Genomic DNA, 17,001 nt, shown 5'->3' on the forward strand with positions numbered 1-17,001 from the left:
TCGTGACCCGCAAGGGTTCTGGCGTCAGCGCGCTCAGCAGATAGGCTAGGACCAATGGTTCCACTCTGGTTCACGCTGTCTGCGCTCTGCTTCGTGGGCGCCGGCGTGCTGCTGTACGTCGATCTCGGGCGGCGGCGCGGCCACGGCCGGCGTCGCCGGTCCTGGGCACGCTCGCACGGCTTCGACTACGAGCCCGAATCCCGGGAGATCCTGTCCCGCTGGAAGCGGGGCGTCATGTCGACGGTCGGTGACGTGACCGCGCGAAACGTCGTGCTCGGGCAGATCCGCGGCGAGGCGGTGTACGTCTTCGACCTCGAAGACGTCGCGACCGTCATCGCGCTGCACCGCAAGGTGGGCACCAACGTCGTCATCGACATGCGGCTCAAGGGGCTCAAGGAGCCGCGCGAGAACGACATCTGGCTGCTCGGCGCCATCGGCCCGCGGATGGTCTATTCGACCAACCTCGACGCGGCGCGCCGGGCCTGCGACCGCCGGATGGTGACGTTCGCCCACACCGCCCCGGACTGCGCCGAGATCATGTGGAACGAGCAGAACTGGACGCTGGTCAGCATGCCGATCACCAGTTCGCGCGCGCAGTGGGACGAGGGCCTGCGCACGGTGCGGCAGTTCAACGACCTGCTGCGGGTGCTGCCGCCGACGCCGCGGTCCATCCCCGCCGGCGCCGCGCCGCGCCGCAACGGTGCGCCCGGGCGGCCCACCGGACCGGCGCGGGAAGGGTCGCGGCCCGACGCCCCGCGCGCCGACACCTCCCGTCCCGACACGCCGCGAGAGGGCTCGCGGCCCGACCTCCCGCGGACGGAACGGCCCCGCGGCGAGGCGGCACGCGAAGCCCGTCGTCCCGAGCAGTCGCCGCGTCCCGCGCAGCCGCGCGCCGGCCGGCAGACGCCGCGCAGCTACCAGTCGTAACCGATGCCACCTCCCGTCGCGCTGATCACCGGTCCGACGTCGGGCATCGGCGCGGGCTTTGCCCGCCGCTACGCCGCCGACGGCCACGACCTGGTGCTGGTGGCCCGCAACGAATCGGCGCTCCAGGCGCTCGCCGATGAGCTCCTGGGTTCCCACGGCGCCGACAGCGAGGTGCTGGTCGCCGACCTCGCCGCCGCGCAGGATCGGGAGCGGGTCGCCGAGCGGCTCGCCCGCGGCGTGGACGTGCTGGTGAACAACGCTGGCTTCGGCACGTCCGGCGAGTTCTGGACGGCCGACCCCGCGCTGCTGCAGCGCCAGCTCGACGTCAACGTCACCGCCGTCATGCGGCTCACCCGCGCCGCGCTGCCCGCCATGATCGACGCCGGTCGCGGCACCGTCATCAACGTGGCGAGCGTCGCCGGGCTGCTGTCGGGCCGCGGCTCCACGTACTCGGCATCTAAGGCGTACGTCGTGTCGTTCTCCGAAGGCCTGGCGGGCGGGCTCTCCGGCACCGGCGTCACCGTCCACGCGCTGTGCCCGGGCTTCGTCCACACCGAGTTCCACGACCGCGCCGGGATCGACACCGGCAACCGGCCGGCGCTGCTGTGGCTGCAGGTCGACGACGTGGTGGACGCGTGCCTGGCCGACGTGGCGAAGGGCAGGGTCGTCATCGTCCCGGGCCTGCAGTACAAGGTGCTCACCACCGCCGGGCGGCTCGTGCCGCGGGAATTGGTGCGGGCGTTGACGAATCGGTTCGGCCAGGGCCGTGGCCGGACCTGAGCCGGCGCGACGGCCGTAGTGCGCAGACTGCTTGCCGCGCTGAGCGTGCTGCTGGTGGTCGTCGCGGGCTGCGGAGACGACGACGTCCGGGCCTACGGCGCCGAGACCGCGAAGGTGGGGGAGTCGCTGGCGCTGCTCGGCTGGAACATCACGCTGGCCAACCTGCGCTTCGACGCCAACCACGTCATGGTCGACGTGGACGCCGCGCCGGCGGAGCCCGGTGCGCCGCGCGCCAAGCCGGAGGACATCCGGTTCGGGCTCTACGGCACGCTGCCGCATCCGATCGAGGCGACCGGCCTGGGCAGCTGCGACCGCGTGCAGACGCCGGTGACCGAGCTGTCGGCGACGCCGGACCGCATGACGGGCACGGTCTGCCTCGGCCCGATGAAGGACCAGGCTCCGGTGCGCGGGGTGTACGCCTACTCGCCCGCCGACCGCATGGCGGGCACGGCCGTCGCCTATCCGGCAGCGTTCCCGGTCGGCGTGCTGCCGACGAGCGCATCGGACACCGGGCTGGTGGTGCAGACCACCAGCGTCGAGGCGTTCCGGGCCGACGGCCGCCAGCTCACCGAGGCCGCGCTCGGCGACGCCACGGTGTTCACCGGCAACGGCTACATGCTGCTCGGCCTCACCATCAGCGGGCTCGCCGAGCGCTACCGCGACGACTCGCTGGCCCGCGGCGGCCCGATGATGGTGGTCGCCGCGCCGACGCTGCCCGGCGAAGGCCTCAGCTACGCCTGCGAGGCGTACGGCGCGTCGGTGCTCGTGCTGCCCGACACCACGCTCGACGCGGTGAAGACCGAGGTGTCGCTGTGCACGCAGGGCGAGATCAACGCCGCGCTGCTCTATCCCACGGTGACGGTGGTGGCCACCCACGCCGGGCTGTGGACCAGCCGTGACTGACGATCCCGGACGCGACCCGGGACCGACCGAATGGGGAGCCGCGCCCGGCGTCGGGCCCTGGAACGGTCCGCTGCCCGACGACCCGCGCTACGACCCGCAGCTGCTCCGCGACGGCGACACCCGCAACGTCGTCGACGCCTACCGCTACTGGACGCGCGAGGCGATCGTCGCCGACATCGACCGCCGCCGCCACCGGCTGCACGTCGCGATCGAGAACTTCGGCAACGACGCCAACATCGGCGCCGTGGTGCGCACCGCCAACGCGTTCGCCGTCGACACCGTTCACATCGTCGGCCGCCGCCGCTGGAACCGGCGCGGCGCCATGGTCACCGACCGCTACCAGCGGCTGCGCCACCACGACACCACCGACGAACTGCTGGGGTTCGCGGCGGCCGGGGGGCTGACGGCGGTGGCGGTGGACAACGTGCCGGGCGCGGTGCGGCTGGAGGAGACCGTGCTTCCGCGCGACTGCCTGCTGATCTTCGGGCAGGAGGGTCCCGGCATCACCACCGAGGCGCGGCTCGGCTCGGCGGTGACGGTGTCGATCGCCCAGTTCGGCTCGACGCGCAGCATCAACGCCGCGGTCGCCGCCGGGATCGCGATGCACGCGTGGATCCGGCAGCATGCCGACCTGACGCAGGCCTGGTAGGGCAGGATTCGGGCATGGATCAGCAGTGGGCCAATCGGGCCGGTACCGCCGAGACCGCCATCGTCACCCGCCACCTGCGACCGCTGTGGCACCTGCCCGGCACGCAGCTCGGCCTCATCGGCTGGCCGCCGTCGTCGCGCGACCGGTGGTTCGCCCGCTGGCACTACTGGTGGCAGGCGCACCTGTTGGACACGCTGGTCGACGCCGAGGTCCGCGACCCGCAGCCGCAGCGCCGCGCGCGGATCGCCCGGCAGGCCCGCGGTCACCGGCTCCGCAACCTCGGGCGCTGGACCAACTCCTACTACGACGACATGGCGTGGCTGGCGATTGCGCTGGAGCGGGCCCGTCGCCTCGCCGGCGTCGACCGCGACCGCGCGCTGCGCACGCTCGCCGAGCAGTTCATGTCCGCGTGGGTGCCCGAGGACGGCGGCGGCATCCCGTGGCGCAAACAGGACCAGTTCTTCAACGCCCCGTCCAACGGGCCCGCGGGTATCTTCCTCGCCCGCTACGGCAAGCTGCGCCGCGCCCAGCAGCTGGCCGACTGGATCGACGAGACCCTCGTCGACCCGGAAACCCACCTGGTCTTCGACGGCATCAAAGCCGGCTCGCTGGTCCGGGCGCAGTACACCTACTGCCAGGGTGTGGTGCTGGGGTTGGAGACCGAACTGGCGGTGCGCACCAGCGACGGGCGGCACGCCGCGCGGGTGCACCGGCTGATCGACGCGGTCGCCGACCACATGACCACCGACGGCGTCGTCAAGGGCGGTGGCGGCGGCGACGGCGGGCTGTTCCCCGGCGTGCTGGCCCGCTATCTTGCGCTGGTGGCGACCGACCTGCCCGGCGACACCGACGCCGACGAACACGCCCGCGCGACCGCCCGGCGCATCGTGCTCACGTCGGCCGACGGGGCGTGGCAGAACCGGCAGACCGTAGCCGGACTGCCGCTGTTCGGCAACGACTGGACGAAGGCTGCCCAGCTTCCGCAGGCCGGCGACGAGGGCGGGACATTCGAGGGCGGCGCGGTCAACCCGTCGACGGTGCCCGAACGCGACCTGTCGGTGCAGTTGTCAGGCTGGATGCTGATGGAGGCCGCGCACGCCGTGACCGAGCGGACCACCCCGTGACCGAACGTCTTGAGCCCTCGCCCGCCACCCGCGCTGAGTCCTCGCCCGCCACCCGCCCGGCGATCCATTTCCCCGCACGGATCGGCGTGTGGTGGGCCGCCGAGGCGTTCCCGATCAGGACCGCGCAGCAGATCGCCCGCGACATCGAGGACATGGGCTACGGCTCGCTGTTCATCCCCGAGGTCGGCTTCAAGGAGGTGATGAGCCAGGGCGCGGCGTTCCTGGCCGCCACCGAGCGGCTGATCATCGGCACCGGTATCGCCAACATCCACGTCCGGCTGCCCGGCGCCGCCGAGATCGGTGCCCGCACCCTCAACGCGCTCCATGACCGGCGGTTCGTGCTCGGGCTCGGTGTCAGCCACGGCCCGCTCGTCGAGCGCGGCCTCGGCGGCACCTACGCCAAGCCGCTGGCCACCATGCGGTCCTACCTGGAGAAGATGTCGGCGATCCCCGAGCAGATCGAGCCTGGTCCCGGCCGCCCGGTCCGGCTGCTCGCCGCGCTCGGCCCGAAGATGATCGAGCTGTCGGGCACGCATGCCGACGGCGCGCACCCGTACCTGGTGGTGCCGGAGCAGACCCGCGTCACCCGCGACATCCTCGGCCCGGACAAGTGGGTCGTCTCCGAGCAGGCCGTCGTCGTCGGCGGCGACGCCGACGAGCAGCGCCGCCGCGCGCACCTGCACCTGGAGGTCTACAGCGGGCTGCCGAACTACCGGAACTCCTGGCTGCGGCAGGGCTTCGACGAATCGGACCTGGTGCGCGGCGGGTCGGATCGGCTGGCCCGCGCGATCGTGGGGCAGGGGTCGGTCGCGGACGCCGCGGCGGCGGTCACCGCGCACCTCGATGCCGGGGCCGACCACGTCGTCGTCCAGGTGCTCGGCGACGGCGACCCGGCCTACGACCCGCGGCCGGCGCTGCGCGAGCTCGCCGAGGTGCTACGCCCCGCCTTCTAGGTACGGGGAGTCGACGGCGGGCTCGTCGCCGCTGGTGCCGAGCCGGCTGGCCGCGCGGCGCCGCTTGTAGTACTCGACGACCATCGGGGCCACCGACACCAGCACGATCGCGATGAAGATCGGTTCGAGCAGCTTCTGGATGATCTCGAACTGGCCCAGCCAGTAGCCGATCAGCGTCAGCCCGACGCCCCAGACGACGGCGCCGAGGATGTTGTAGAACGCGAACACCGGGTACTTCATGCGGGCGGCGCCCGCGGTGAGGGGCGCCAGCGTCCGCACGATCGGTACGAAGCGGGCGATGACGATGGCGAACGGGCCGCGCTCCTCGAAGAAGACGTGCGCCTGGTCCAGATACTTCTGCTTGAGCACCCGGGCGTCCGGCTTGAACATCGCGGTACCGACGTTGCGGCCGATCCAGTAGCCCACCTGCCCGCCGGCGATGGCCGCGAGCGGGATGAACACCAGCAGCTGCCAGAGCTGGAAGTTGACGGGTTCGGCGCCCCGTTCGGCGGCGGCGGCGGTGCCGGCGGCCAGCATGCCGGCGACGAACAGCAGGGAATCGCCCGGGAGCACCGGGAACAGCACGCCGGACTCGACGAAGATCACCACCAGGAGCCCCACCAGCGCCCAGGTTCCGAAGTAGCCGAGCAGCGTCATCGGGTCCAGGAAGTCCGGCATCAGCGCCAACTGATCGCCGGCGGCCGCGAGGGTGGAGGTCATGGCACCCCAAGATACCGGCGGCGCCGCGTCGGCCCGGCGCGCCGCTTCACAACGCAACGCGCACTCACCCGGTGAACTCGGCGCTGACCTGCGATACTTCGGCTCATGCCGATCGCCACCCCGGGGGCCTACGCCGAGATGCTGGATCGCGCGAAGAACGACGGCTACGCCTTCCCCGCCGTCAACTGCACCTCGTCGGAGACCATCAACGCCGCCATGAAGGGCTTCGCCGACGCCGGCAGCGACGGCATCATCCAATTCTCCACCGGCGGTGCGGAATTCGGCTCCGGGCTGGGCGTCAAGGACATGGTGACCGGGGCCGTCGCGCTCGCCGAGTTCGCCCACGTGGTGGCGGCGCGCTATCCGGTGACCGTCGCGCTGCACACCGACCACTGCCCGAAGGACAAACTCGACAGCTATGTGCGGCCGCTGCTGGCGCTGTCGGAGGAGCGGGTACGCGCGGGCCGCGACCCGCTGTTCCAGTCGCACATGTGGGACGGGTCCGCGGTGCCCGTCGACGAGAACCTGGCGATCGCGCAGGAGCTGCTCGCCCGGGCCGCCGCGGCGAAGGTCGTGCTCGAGGTGGAGATCGGCGTGGTCGGCGGCGAGGAGGACGGCGTCGAAGCCGAGATCAACGACAAGCTCTACACCACCGACGAGGACTTCGAGAAGACCGTCGACGCCCTCGGCGCGGGTGAACGCGGCCGCTACCTGCTGGCCGCGACGTTCGGCAACGTGCACGGCGTCTACAAGCCGGGCAACGTGACGCTGCGGCCCGAGGTGCTGGCCGCGGGCCAGCGCGTGGCCGCCGCCAAGCTCGGGTTGCCCGCCGACGCCACGCCGTTCGACTTCGTGTTCCACGGCGGCTCCGGCTCACTCAAGAGCGAGATCGAGGAGTCGCTGCGCTACGGCGTGGTGAAGATGAACGTCGACACCGACATGCAGTACGCGTTCACCCGGCCCGTCGCCGCGCACATGTTCACCCGCTACGACGGCGTGCTCAAGGTCGACGGCGAGGTGGGCGACAAGAAGGCCTATGACCCGCGCAGCTATCTGAAGCAGGCGGAGGCGGCGATGAGCGCCCGGGTGGTCCAAGCGTGCCAGGACCTGCACTCGGCCGGCCGGAGCATTTCCCGTTAGCTACCGGGCGCCTGGCAGATCTTCCACTCGTTGTCGGTGAACTGCAGGTCGAAGCTGCGGGTGGACTTCACCGACGGGTCCTTCGCCATGAAGGTGGTGACGTTGGCTTCGGCGTGGTCGCCGTTCACCACCACCTGGTCGATGCTGGCGATGACCGGATACTCCTTGGCCTTCATGACCCGGTCGTGGGTGGTCTTCCAGGACGCCTCGTTGATCTTGACGTAGCCGTCGCGCTTGGTGCCGCAGGTCATGCTGCGCAGCTTTGCGAGGTCGCCGCGCTTGATGGCCGCGCCGAACTCCATGATGGTGTCGCGGACCGCGTCCTCCTTGGACTTGGCGGTGTCGCCCCCGCGGGTCAGCAGCATGGTGCCGAGCACGGCGACGGCCGCCAGCGCGGCGATCACCAGCACCACGGCCACGATCCAGCCCCAGGGCCGGTGGCGCCCCGGCGGCTTGTGGCCGGGTTCGCGCGGCGGCACGGTCTGCGGCGGCGGCTTGGTCGGAGGTGGCGGGGCGGCCGCCGCGAACACCTCGGTGGCGGGTTCCTGCGGCGGCGACGACGCGATGACCTGTGTGGACCCGGCGTCGAAACCGGGTGCGGTGAACCGCCGCTCGCTGCCGTGGTGGTCCTCCCCGCCGCCGGGCTGCGGCGCGGCGGCGAACACCTCGGTGGGGGCCGCCGACGGATCCTCGCCGCGGTTGACCGGCATCTCATCGGTGGGCGCCTCGGGATCCGAGGGGCTCCCCGGGGAAGTGCCGTACTGGTCGGGCCCTGGTGGGTTCGACATGCGCTGCGGGTCCTTGCTGCTGTGCGGGCGAACTCTGCGGTGAGCTTATCCACTGCGGGTGACGGGTGGTGCGGAGCGCGCCGGGCCGTGCGGCCACAATGGGGCCATGACGCGCATGGGTGATCTCCTCGGTCCCGACCCGGTCCTGCTGCCCGGCGACGACGACGCCGAATCCGAGCTGCTCGCCGGCGCCGACCCGGCCCAGGTGGCCGCCGACCATCCGACCGCCTCGATCGCGTGGGCCGCGCTCGCCGAGGCCGCGCTCGCCGACGGCGCGGTGATCACCGCCTACGCCTACGCCCGCACCGGCTATCACCGGGGGCTGGACCAGCTGCGGCGCAACGGCTGGAAGGGCTTCGGCCCGGTGCCCTACCGCCATGAACCGAACCGCGGCTTCCTGCGTTGCGTGGCGGCGCTGGCGCGGGCGGCGCAGCACATCGGCGAGGACGACGAGTACCAGCGCTGCCTGGACCTGCTCGACGACTGCGACCCGCAGGCGCGCGGCGAGCTCGGCGTCGGCTAGTCACCAGTCGGTGTGCTTGCGGCAGTCCTCGGCGTTCTCCGGCGGCTCCACCTGCACGGTCGCGTGGTCGAGCCCGCGGGCGGCCATGACGGCGCGGGCGTCGTCGAGCACCCGGGCGGCGTCGTCGCAGCTGGTCAGGTGGGCGGTGGCCATGTCCTTGCCGGGGACCAGCGTCCACACGTGCAGGTCGTGAACGTCGGTGACGCCGTCGACGGCGGCCAGCGCGCCGCGCAGCTCGTCGACGTCGATGTGCTTCGGTGACGTCTCGGACAGGATCCGCAGCGCCGCCCGCGCCAGCGACAGCGCGCGCGGCAGCACCCACAGCGCGACGAACACCGCGACGACCACGTCGGCGTAGGGCCAGCCGGTGGTGACGGTGACGATGCCGGCGATCAGCACGCCGATGCTGCCGACGGTGTCGGCGACGACCTCGGTGTAGGCGCCGCGCACCGCGAGGCTCTGTTGCGACGACGACCGCAGCAGCAGCATCACCGCGGCGTTGGCCACCATGCCGGCCAGCGCGACGACGACCAGCGGCACGCCGGGGATCTCGGGTGCCCCGCCGAGCCGATGCACCGCCTCGTAGAGCACGAAGCCGGCGACGCCCAAGAGCAGTGCCGCATTGGCGACCGCGGCGAACACCTCCGCGCGGTGCCAGCCGTAGGTGCGCGCCGGCGACGCGCCGCCGTGGCTCGCGAGCAGCACGGCGACCACACCCATGAACATCGCGACGAGGTCGGTGAGCATGTGGCCGGCGTCGGCGAGCAGCGCGATCGAGTCGATGCGCAGCGCGGTGACGAGCTCGACGACGAAGAACACCGTGAGGATCGCGGCGCCGGCGAGCAGCCGGCTCACCCGCGCGTCGGTGTGGCCGTGCTGGTGTCCGGCGCCCATGTGACGAATCTATGCGGGTCTGCGCATGTGTCGCAAGGGTTCGGCGCGAGAGCTCTCAGAGCCAGCCCGACCAGAACCTCGTCAGCCCGCCGCCGTACCAGGCGAGCGCCCGCGGGACACCCGACAGCTCGACCAGCCCGTACACCGCCGAGAAGAACGCCTGGTTGAGCGCCGGCACGAACAGCAGCACGAAGATCACGAGGACGCCCCAGGCCTTGACGGGCTGCAGGCTGCGCTGGGTCTGCGGCGACAGGTGCGGTTCGAGGGCGCCGTAGCCGTCGAGCCCCGGCACCGGCAGCAGGTTCAGCACCACGGCCGTCACCTGCAGGAACGCCAGGAACGCGACGGCCGCCCAGAACGTCAGGTGCCCCGGCGCGGCCAGCAGCCGGGCGGTGGCGAGCAGCAGCACCGCGAGCACGACGTTGGCCAGCGGCCCGGCGAGCGACACCACCGTGCGGCGGGCGGCCGTCATCCACGACGTCTGCAGGTACACCGCACCGCCGGGCAGGCCGATGCCGCCGAGCGCGATGAACAGCGCCGGCAGCGCGATCGACAACATCGGATCGGTGTAGCGCAGCGGGTTGAGCGACAGGTAGCCGCGCACCGCCACGTCCCGGTCGCCGAACCGCCAGGCGGTGACGGCGTGGCCGAACTCGTGCAGGCACAGCGACACCAGCCAGCCCGCGATGACGAACACGAACACCCCGACGTGGGCCAGGAAGCCGTCGTCGTCGCCGGCCGTCCACGCCAGCCCGCCGCCCAGCGCGGTGATCCCGACGATCGCGACGAAGACGGGGCTCGGGCGGACCGACTCGCGCAGCGGCCTGATGCTCATCCGCCCGAACCTACCGGCGCGAGAGCCCGCCTTCCTCCCCGCGAAACCGAACTCCCGGTCGCTCGCGCGCCGAAATCACGACCGGGAATGCGAGTTCGCGGACATCAGCCGACCCGCAGCCAGCCGGTGACGTGCCGGTAGAAGGTGGAGCGGCGCACCGGCCGGCCGGCGGGCACGCCGTCGCGCACCACCTCGGCGCCGAGGGTGCCGAGCTGGGCGGCCCGGCCGGTGACCCAGCGCAGCGGCCGCCCGCGCGCCGACAGCACGGCGGCCCGCAGACCGGGCGGCGTGTCGATGGGCTCGATGCGCACGCCGGGCGCGTCGCCGTCGAACAGCACGGTGTCGTCGACGATCGCCTCGCCGACCAGCGGCGATCCGGCCGGCGAGCCGCGCCACGACGCCTCGCCGACCAGCACGGTGCCCGTTTCGTCGCGGATCAGCGGCACCCGCCGCGCCGTGCCGAACGCCGCCCGCCGGGCCGCGAACCGGCCGCGGGCGTGCCCGACCTCGACGTCGAGCCGCTCCAGGCGCAGCAGCCGGGTGAGCACGACGGCCAGCTCGGCGTCGTCGCCGAGCACGACGAGCCGCCGGTGCCGCCCCAGCAGCGGGTCGACGTCGCCCGGCTCCGCGATGTCGGCGATCGCCAACCGCCGCAGCGGGCGGGGCACGCGGTGCTCCCCGAACCGCAGCACCACGGCATCCGATGTCACGGTGTGTGAGGGTATGACCAGCTGGGCTAGGGTTGACCACCGGCTCTCCATCCCATGAGCAGGAGAAACGCAGATGCCGGCAATCGTCCTGATCGGCGCCCAGTGGGGCGACGAAGGAAAGGGCAAGGCCACCGACCTGCTCGGTGGGCGCGTCGACTGGGTGGTCCGCTACCAGGGCGGCAACAACGCCGGCCACACGGTGGTGCTGCCCAGCGGCGAGAACTTCGCGTTGCACCTGATCCCGTCCGGCATCCTCACCCCCGGCGTCACCAACGTGATCGGCAACGGCGTCGTCGTCGACCCCGGCGTGCTGCTCACCGAGTTGCAGGGGCTGCAGGACCGCGGGGTCGACACCCACCGGCTGCTGATCTCCGCCGACGCCCACCTGCTGATGCCGTACCACGTGGCGATCGACAAGGTCGTCGAGCGCTACGCGGGCAGCAAGAAGATCGGCACCACCGGCCGCGGCATCGGCCCGTGCTACCAGGACAAGATCGCGCGCATCGGCATCCGGGTCGCCGACGTGCTCGACGAGGTCGCGCTCGCCGAGAAGATCGAGGCCGCACTGGAATTCAAGAACCAGGTGCTGGTGAAGATCTACAACCGCCGGGCCCTGGACGCCGCCGAGGTGGTCGACACGCTGCTGAACCAGGCGCAGGGCTTCCGCCACCGCATCGCCGACACCCGGCTGCTGCTGGGCAACGCGCTGGAACGCGGCGAGACGGTGCTGCTCGAGGGGTCGCAGGGCACCCTGCTCGACGTCGACCACGGCACGTATCCCTTTGTGACGTCGTCCAATCCGACCGCAGGCGGCGCCGCGGTGGGGTCGGGGATCGGGCCGACCCGCATCACCACCGTGCTGGGGATCCTCAAGGCGTACACCACCCGCGTCGGGTCGGGGCCGTTCCCCACGGAGCTCTTCGACTCCCACGGCGAGTACCTCGCCAAGACGGGCGGTGAGATCGGCGTGACGACGGGCCGGCGGCGCCGCTGCGGCTGGTTCGACGCGGTGATCGCCCGGTACGCCACCCGGGTCAACGGCATCACCGACTACTTCCTCACCAAGCTCGACGTGCTGTCGAGCCTGCCGACCGTGCCGGTGTGCGTCGGCTACCGGGTGCGCGGCGAGCGGATCGACGAGATGCCGATGACGCAAAGCGACATCGCGCTCGCCGAGCCGGTGTACGAGGAGCTGCCGGGCTGGTGGGAGGACATCTCCGGCGCCCGGGAGTTCGACGACCTGCCCGCCAAGGCCCGCGACTACGTGCTGCGGCTGGAGGAGCTCGCCGGCGCCCAGGTCTCGTGCATCGGGGTGGGGCCGGGCCGCGACCAGACCATCGTGCGCCGTGACGTCCTGGCGCCGCGGTCATGAGTGCGACGAGCGAATCACGGGGCGGCTTCCCGGTTTTCGAGCCCGCCGAGCCGGGGCCGGGCTTCGGCCGGTTCCTCGCCGCGATGCGTCGGCTGCAGGACCTCGCGGTGTCCGCCGACCCCGATCCGGCGACCTGGGACGAGGCGGCCGACCAGGCGGCGAAGCTCGTGGAGTTGCTCGACCCGCACGAGGCGCCGGAAGGGCAGGGCCCGGCGAACCGGGTGCCCGACCTGCCCGGCGCGGGCAGCCTGCTGATGCCGCCCTATGTGATGCGCCGCTACGACGCCGAGCGCGTCGAGATCACCGTGCAGTTCAGCCGGTTCCACGTCGGCGGCAACTACGCGGTGCACGGCGGGGTGCTGCCGCTGATGTTCGACTCGGTGTTCGGGATGGTCATCCACGCGACCGGCCGGCCGATCAGCCGCACCGCGTTCCTGCACGTCGACTACCGCCGGGTCACGCCGATCGACACGCCGCTTCGGATCGCCGGCTGGCTCGAGAACGCCGAGGGCCGTAAGGGATTCGTGCGGGCCGAGCTGCGCGACCCGGACGGCAACCTGTGCGCCGAGGCACACGGGCTCATGGTGCAGCTGCTCGCGGGCCAGCCGTGACCCGCGAGGATCGGATTGCCGGCGGTCTGATCGGCCTGCTCGTCGGCGACGCCCTCGGCGTGCCCTACGAGTTCCACGCCGCCGCCGAGATCCCGGCGGCCGCCGACATCGACTTCGAGCCGCCGGCCGGCTTCCGCCGCGCGCACGCCGGCATCCCGCCGGGCACCTGGTCCGACGACGGCGCGCAGGCGCTGTGCCTGCTCGCATCGCTGCTGCACTGCCGCCGGCTGGACCTCGACGACTTCGGTCGCCGGCTGCTGGCCTGGCGCGACGACGGCTATCTGGCGGTCGACCAGCACGTCTACGACGTCGGCATCCAGACCGATCGCGCGATGTCCGCGCTGCGCTCCGGCGTCCCGGCCGCGACGGCAGGCCCGGCCGAGGAGCGCGCCAACGGCAACGGCTCGCTGATGCGGGTGCTGCCCCTGGCGCTGTGGCACACCGGCGACGACGCGGCACTGGCCGCCGACGCCATGGCGCAGTCCCGGGTGACGCACGGCCACCTGCGCTCGCAGCTGTGTTGCGCCGTCTACTGCCTGTGGGCGCGCCGGATGCTGGCCGGCAGCGGAGAAGACGCCGGGGACGAGCCGTACCTCGACGCGCTGGCTACGCTGCGGCGCATCGTCTCAGCGGACAGCGAGGCGTCGCGCGAACTCGACACCCATGTCGCGCCCGACGAACCGCGCGGGCGGGGCTCCGGCTACGTCGTCGACTGCCTGCGCTCGGCGCGCCAGTGTGTGGCGGCGGGCAGCGACTACGAGAGCGTCGTCAAGGCGGCGATCGCGCTGGGCGACGACACCGACACCACCGCGGCGGTCGCGGGCGGTATCGCCGGCATCGCTTACGGCCGGACCGGCATCCCGGCGCGGTGGCGCGACGGGCTGCGCGGCCGCGAACTCGTCGACCCGTTGCTGGCCGATCTGCTCGCGCCGCGCCCATGACTGGCGAATGCGGTTTGCTGGTGCCGATCGCGCCGCCGCTCTAAGGTGATCGGCGGGTAACAGGACGAGCCGCGGCGACGGTGGACGGAATCGGCGGTGACGGTGGGGTGGAGGACCGGTGATCCGGCGACGGCCGACCACTACTACTGGCTGACGTCCTATCTGGCGGCGCGCGATCTGCAGACCCGGGTGTCACGCGCGGTGGCGGTGAGCGTCTTCGCGCTGGGGTTGATCCCGCTGCTGCTGGCGGCGACGCCACTCGGGCCGCAGTCCACCGGCGCCCGGCTGCTCGCGGCGGCCATCGCGCTCGGGTGCACCGCGATGGCGGCGGTGTGGCTGCGGCCGTCCTGGCCCCGGCGCGCGGTGTCGCAGCTCTGCGTCGCGCTCGGCGCGGCCGCGACGTGCGTGGCATGCCTGATCAACGCCTATCCCGTGCTCGGGCTGGTCGGCGCCGGCACCTTCGCCATGCTGTCGGCGTTCGCGACGCTGTTCCATTCGTCGCGGATGGTGGCCGTGGTCTGGGTCGCGCTGGTGGTGACGCTGGCCGCGCTGGCGCGACCGCTGGCCGAGATCCACGTCGCGCTCGCGGCCTGCGCCATCCTGCTCGCGGCGATGATCAACTTCTTCGTGACGTTCGCGTGCCGGCTGGCGGTGCGCATGCTGACCGCGGAGGTGGAGCACGCCGACCTGGAGCCGCTCACCGGGCTGCTCACCCGCGATGCGTTCACCAATCGGGTGGCCGCGCTGATCGGCGCCCGCACCCGCGGCGACGACCGCACGCTGGTCATCGCCGTGCTGACCGTCGACGGTTTCTCGCTGCACACCGCGATGACGGGGGCGGCGGGCGCCGATCGGGCCCGGGTCGCCGTTGCCCGCTGCCTGCGCGAGGTCGTCCGCCGGGACGCGATCATCGCCCATGTCGGCGACGCCGAGTACTTCCTCGCCGAGCTGTTCGACAACCCGGATCCGACGCCGCTGGGTGAGCGGATCCGGGGCGCCGTCGCGGCGGCGCCCTTCCGCTTCACCGCGAGCATCGGGCTGGTGACCACCCCGCTGCGCCAGCTGGAGGGCCAGCCGCCGTTCGAGGTGCTGGAGGAGCTGCTGACCATCGCGACGACGGCGATGTACGACGCCCGCCGCGGCGGCGGCGACCAGTTCCACCTGCGGCTCTCGCCGCCGCTGACGAGCCTCGACGAGGATCCGTCCGACCGCTGAGTCAGCCGACGGGCGTCGCGCAGCGCGGCAGGTGGTGACCATCCCACAGGCAGCGCACAGCCGTCGCACGGGAAGCACCCACAGTCGGTTCCTACCGTCGAAGCCGCAGCGGTACGGCGACATGCCGCACCACCGAAGACGAGGAGCTAACCGATGAACATCACCCGCGCCATCTACGCATCCACACTCGCGACCGGCATCGGCGCCGCGGGACTGTTCGGCGTCGGACTGGGCGCCGCCGCCGCCGCACCGGGGGAACCGTGCGGAGCCCCGAACACCCCTGCCTGCGGCCCAGCCCACCCCGGCGGCCCCGGCCAGTCCGGGCGCAACGACGGGCGCGGACCCGACATCGGACCCGAGAATGGACCCGGCCGCGGCCCCGACGACTGGCAGGCGCGCGGCGTCGACCAAGCCCGCTCCGACCACCAGCCCTTCAACTGGAACGGCCAACGGGTCATCCCCGTGCCCGCCGGCAACGGCGCCGGGTGGGGCTTCTGGTTCCTCGGCATCTGGATCCCGCTGTGACCGGGCTCAGCCGGGTCACCGGGCACGACCATCGGGTCACCGATGACGACCAGAGAGGTGGGTTCCACGAGATGACGTCCTCGGAGCGCGTCGACTCCGCCGTACCCGTGTAGGTTTCCGGCTCTGGCCGCTGTCTCACGAACCCGTCCATTTCCTAGACCCGGGCAACGTTCGACCGGTGCTGTCTCGTTTTCTAGAGAACTCAGACTGATCACATCCTGACTCGCAGCCGGGCCTGAAATTCAGTTCATGTGCTTCTTGAGAAATCTGGTCACGTTGGCGACCGCGTTGTTGATCTGCGCCGGCGAGTCGTAGTAGTCGAAATGTGTGCCGTCGGCCCACACGAGTTCTTTCGGCCCTTGCAGAGCGGCGTAGAAAGCCTTGGCTCGGTCGGGGAAGGCGCACCCGTCTGAGTGCACGACCATCGTGGGTGTGGTTATGCGGCCGGCCTGGCTGACGGGATCGAAATCAAACCACGGGCCGAAGGAGGCAACGGCGAACTCGTTGGTCCACTCAGGCACTCCGCCGCGCTCTGGGTTGAGGTAGTAATCATAGGCACCGGGGGTGTCCCGGTAGTTCAGGGCGGTCGGATCGGTTTCGCTGTAGCACGGGATGGTCCGCTGGATGCCGTTGTCCTGGAACTCCCGTAGCGCGGCAGCACCCTCATCGCGGCGCTTCTGCAGTCCCTCCGGCCCGCCGTTCAACTGCTCCGCCAAGTCGGGGCCAGGGAACATACCGGCGACCGTCGCCACAGCCTGCACGCGTGAGTCTTGAGCGGCCAGATAGGCGGCGTTGCCGCCGGAGGTGCAGATCCCCACCATGCCCACCGCCTGGACGAAGGGAAGCCCCTGCAGGTAGGTCACCGCGGCCTGGAGGTCGGCGAGCTTCTCTGGCGGCGACTCCAATTGGCGGGGTTGCCCTTCGCTCTTGCCGTAATGGCTGTAGTCGAACGCCAGCGCCACGAAGCCCTGCTCGGCGAATCTGGCCGCATAGGTGTACGGCATCTGCTCCTTCACCGACGTCAGCGACCCCTGCACGATGAGCGCTCTGTACTTCGCGCTCTCATCGAAATCAGTCGGGGTGAACAGCGTGCCAGCCAGGACCATGCCGTCGCGATCGAAAGTCACCTCTTTGGTCATGGTCATCCTCTCTTTGTTGGGCTCCACCGGGGAATCCGTGTTCTTTACGGGCGGTGCGGGCTGCGCTGCGACGAGCGTGCCCGCTACCCCGATGAGCAGCGCCCGCCGCGACACCGCGGAAGCCATAGCCATCCTTCTTTTCGTCGTCGACGGTCACGTCGGGTACGGGGCTGCGATGGAATCGGTTGCGTGGGAGTTTCCGTGCGCAAGCCCGTTTCGGGCAGGTGAGCTGCGTGCGGGGCGCCGACAGCA

The 17,001-nt window shown here is 71.8% G+C and carries 19 protein-coding genes; 13 read left to right on the forward strand and 6 right to left on the reverse strand.

Annotated features, from left to right (window positions below; translation table 11 throughout):
• The first annotated feature begins 54 nt into the window (after window positions 1-54).
• The 6 genes from ttfA to LV457_RS07525 all read left to right on the forward strand — a co-directional run bounded on the left by ttfA (window position 55) and on the right by LV457_RS07525 (window position 5,336).
• A complete protein-coding gene (gene ttfA, locus LV457_RS07500; RefSeq protein WP_232170160.1) occupies window positions 55-927 on the forward strand; it encodes a trehalose monomycolate transport factor TtfA in 873 nt (290 codons plus the stop codon).
• Between the two features lie 3 nt (window positions 928-930).
• Window positions 931-1,707 carry an SDR family oxidoreductase gene (locus tag LV457_RS07505; protein WP_232170161.1) on the forward strand — a complete coding sequence of 259 codons (777 nt, stop codon included), beginning with the start codon at window positions 931-933 and terminating at the stop codon, window positions 1,705-1,707.
• 18 nt (window positions 1,708-1,725) lie between these two features.
• Window positions 1,726-2,610: a hypothetical protein gene (locus LV457_RS07510; protein ID WP_374198758.1), complete on the forward strand. Its 885-nt coding sequence runs from the start codon at window positions 1,726-1,728 to the stop codon at window positions 2,608-2,610.
• Window positions 2,603-3,259 carry an RNA methyltransferase gene (locus LV457_RS07515; RefSeq protein WP_232170162.1) on the forward strand — a complete coding sequence of 219 codons (657 nt, stop codon included), beginning with the start codon at window positions 2,603-2,605 and terminating at the stop codon, window positions 3,257-3,259. Before LV457_RS07510 ends, LV457_RS07515 begins: the two co-directional genes overlap by 8 nt.
• Before the next feature lie 14 nt (window positions 3,260-3,273).
• A complete protein-coding gene (locus LV457_RS07520; RefSeq protein WP_232170163.1) occupies window positions 3,274-4,383 on the forward strand; it encodes a glycoside hydrolase family 76 protein in 1,110 nt (369 codons plus the stop codon).
• A 62-nt stretch (window positions 4,384-4,445) separates the two neighbouring features.
• On the forward strand, window positions 4,446-5,336 hold the full coding sequence (locus LV457_RS07525; RefSeq protein WP_374198771.1) for an LLM class F420-dependent oxidoreductase: 891 nt from the start codon (window positions 4,446-4,448) through the stop codon (window positions 5,334-5,336).
• Here LV457_RS07525 and LV457_RS07530 read toward each other — a convergent pair.
• The gene (locus LV457_RS07530; protein ID WP_232170165.1) at window positions 5,319-6,056 is read right to left on the reverse strand and encodes a DedA family protein; all 738 of its coding nucleotides are present in this window, start codon (window positions 6,054-6,056) and stop codon (window positions 5,319-5,321) included. The two genes, LV457_RS07525 and LV457_RS07530, sit on opposite strands and share 18 nt — an antisense overlap.
• Before the next feature lie 105 nt (window positions 6,057-6,161).
• On the opposite strand from LV457_RS07530, the gene fbaA reads away from it, so the two are divergent.
• Window positions 6,162-7,196: a class II fructose-bisphosphate aldolase gene (gene fbaA / locus LV457_RS07535; protein WP_232170166.1), complete on the forward strand. Its 1,035-nt coding sequence runs from the start codon at window positions 6,162-6,164 to the stop codon at window positions 7,194-7,196.
• Here the strand turns inward: fbaA and LV457_RS07540 are convergent.
• Window positions 7,193-7,984 (reverse strand): DUF4878 domain-containing protein, encoded by a 792-nt coding sequence (locus LV457_RS07540; RefSeq protein ID WP_232170167.1) that lies wholly within the window; start codon window positions 7,982-7,984, stop codon window positions 7,193-7,195. The genes fbaA and LV457_RS07540 overlap by 4 nt on opposite strands.
• Window positions 7,985-8,090: 106 nt before the next feature.
• Between LV457_RS07540 and LV457_RS07545 the strand changes: the two genes are divergently transcribed.
• Window positions 8,091-8,507 carry a DUF3151 domain-containing protein gene (locus LV457_RS07545; RefSeq protein WP_232170168.1) on the forward strand — a complete coding sequence of 139 codons (417 nt, stop codon included), beginning with the start codon at window positions 8,091-8,093 and terminating at the stop codon, window positions 8,505-8,507.
• Here LV457_RS07545 and LV457_RS07550 read toward each other — a convergent pair whose 3' ends face one another.
• The 3 genes from LV457_RS07550 to LV457_RS07560 all read right to left on the reverse strand — a co-directional run bounded on the left by LV457_RS07550 (window position 8,508) and on the right by LV457_RS07560 (window position 10,946).
• Window positions 8,508-9,401 (reverse strand): cation diffusion facilitator family transporter, encoded by an 894-nt coding sequence (locus LV457_RS07550; protein WP_232170169.1) that lies wholly within the window; start codon window positions 9,399-9,401, stop codon window positions 8,508-8,510.
• 55 nt (window positions 9,402-9,456) lie between these two features.
• Window positions 9,457-10,236 carry a site-2 protease family protein gene (locus tag LV457_RS07555; RefSeq protein WP_232170170.1) on the reverse strand — a complete coding sequence of 260 codons (780 nt, stop codon included), beginning with the start codon at window positions 10,234-10,236 and terminating at the stop codon, window positions 9,457-9,459.
• A 104-nt stretch (window positions 10,237-10,340) separates the two neighbouring features.
• Entirely contained in the window at window positions 10,341-10,946 is a 606-nt protein-coding gene (locus LV457_RS07560; RefSeq protein ID WP_232170171.1) for a hypothetical protein, read from the reverse strand.
• 73 nt (window positions 10,947-11,019) lie between these two features.
• On the opposite strand from LV457_RS07560, the gene LV457_RS07565 reads away from it, so the two are divergent.
• From LV457_RS07565 to LV457_RS07585, 5 genes are all read left to right on the forward strand, one after another.
• Window positions 11,020-12,318 carry an adenylosuccinate synthase gene (locus LV457_RS07565; protein ID WP_232170172.1) on the forward strand — a complete coding sequence of 433 codons (1,299 nt, stop codon included), beginning with the start codon at window positions 11,020-11,022 and terminating at the stop codon, window positions 12,316-12,318.
• On the forward strand, window positions 12,315-12,929 hold the full coding sequence (locus tag LV457_RS07570; RefSeq protein ID WP_232170173.1) for a PaaI family thioesterase: 615 nt from the start codon (window positions 12,315-12,317) through the stop codon (window positions 12,927-12,929). Before LV457_RS07565 ends, LV457_RS07570 begins: the two co-directional genes overlap by 4 nt.
• Complete coding sequence (locus LV457_RS07575; protein ID WP_232170174.1) at window positions 12,926-13,870, forward strand: ADP-ribosylglycohydrolase family protein; 945 nt, start codon at window positions 12,926-12,928, stop codon at window positions 13,868-13,870. Before LV457_RS07570 ends, LV457_RS07575 begins: the two co-directional genes overlap by 4 nt.
• Before the next feature lie 96 nt (window positions 13,871-13,966).
• Window positions 13,967-15,085 (forward strand): GGDEF domain-containing protein, encoded by a 1,119-nt coding sequence (locus LV457_RS20175; protein ID WP_232170175.1) that lies wholly within the window; start codon window positions 13,967-13,969, stop codon window positions 15,083-15,085.
• A 153-nt stretch (window positions 15,086-15,238) separates the two neighbouring features.
• Entirely contained in the window at window positions 15,239-15,610 is a 372-nt protein-coding gene (locus LV457_RS07585; RefSeq protein ID WP_232170176.1) for a hypothetical protein, read from the forward strand.
• 242 nt (window positions 15,611-15,852) lie between these two features.
• On the opposite strand, the gene LV457_RS07590 is transcribed toward LV457_RS07585, so the two are convergent.
• Window positions 15,853-16,875 (reverse strand): alpha/beta hydrolase, encoded by a 1,023-nt coding sequence (locus tag LV457_RS07590; protein WP_232170177.1) that lies wholly within the window; start codon window positions 16,873-16,875, stop codon window positions 15,853-15,855.
• Window positions 16,876-17,001 lie beyond the last annotated feature (126 nt).

Source organism: Mycobacterium sp. MYCO198283, assembly GCF_021213805.1.
Classification (GTDB): Bacteria; Actinomycetota; Actinomycetes; order Mycobacteriales; family Mycobacteriaceae; genus Mycobacterium.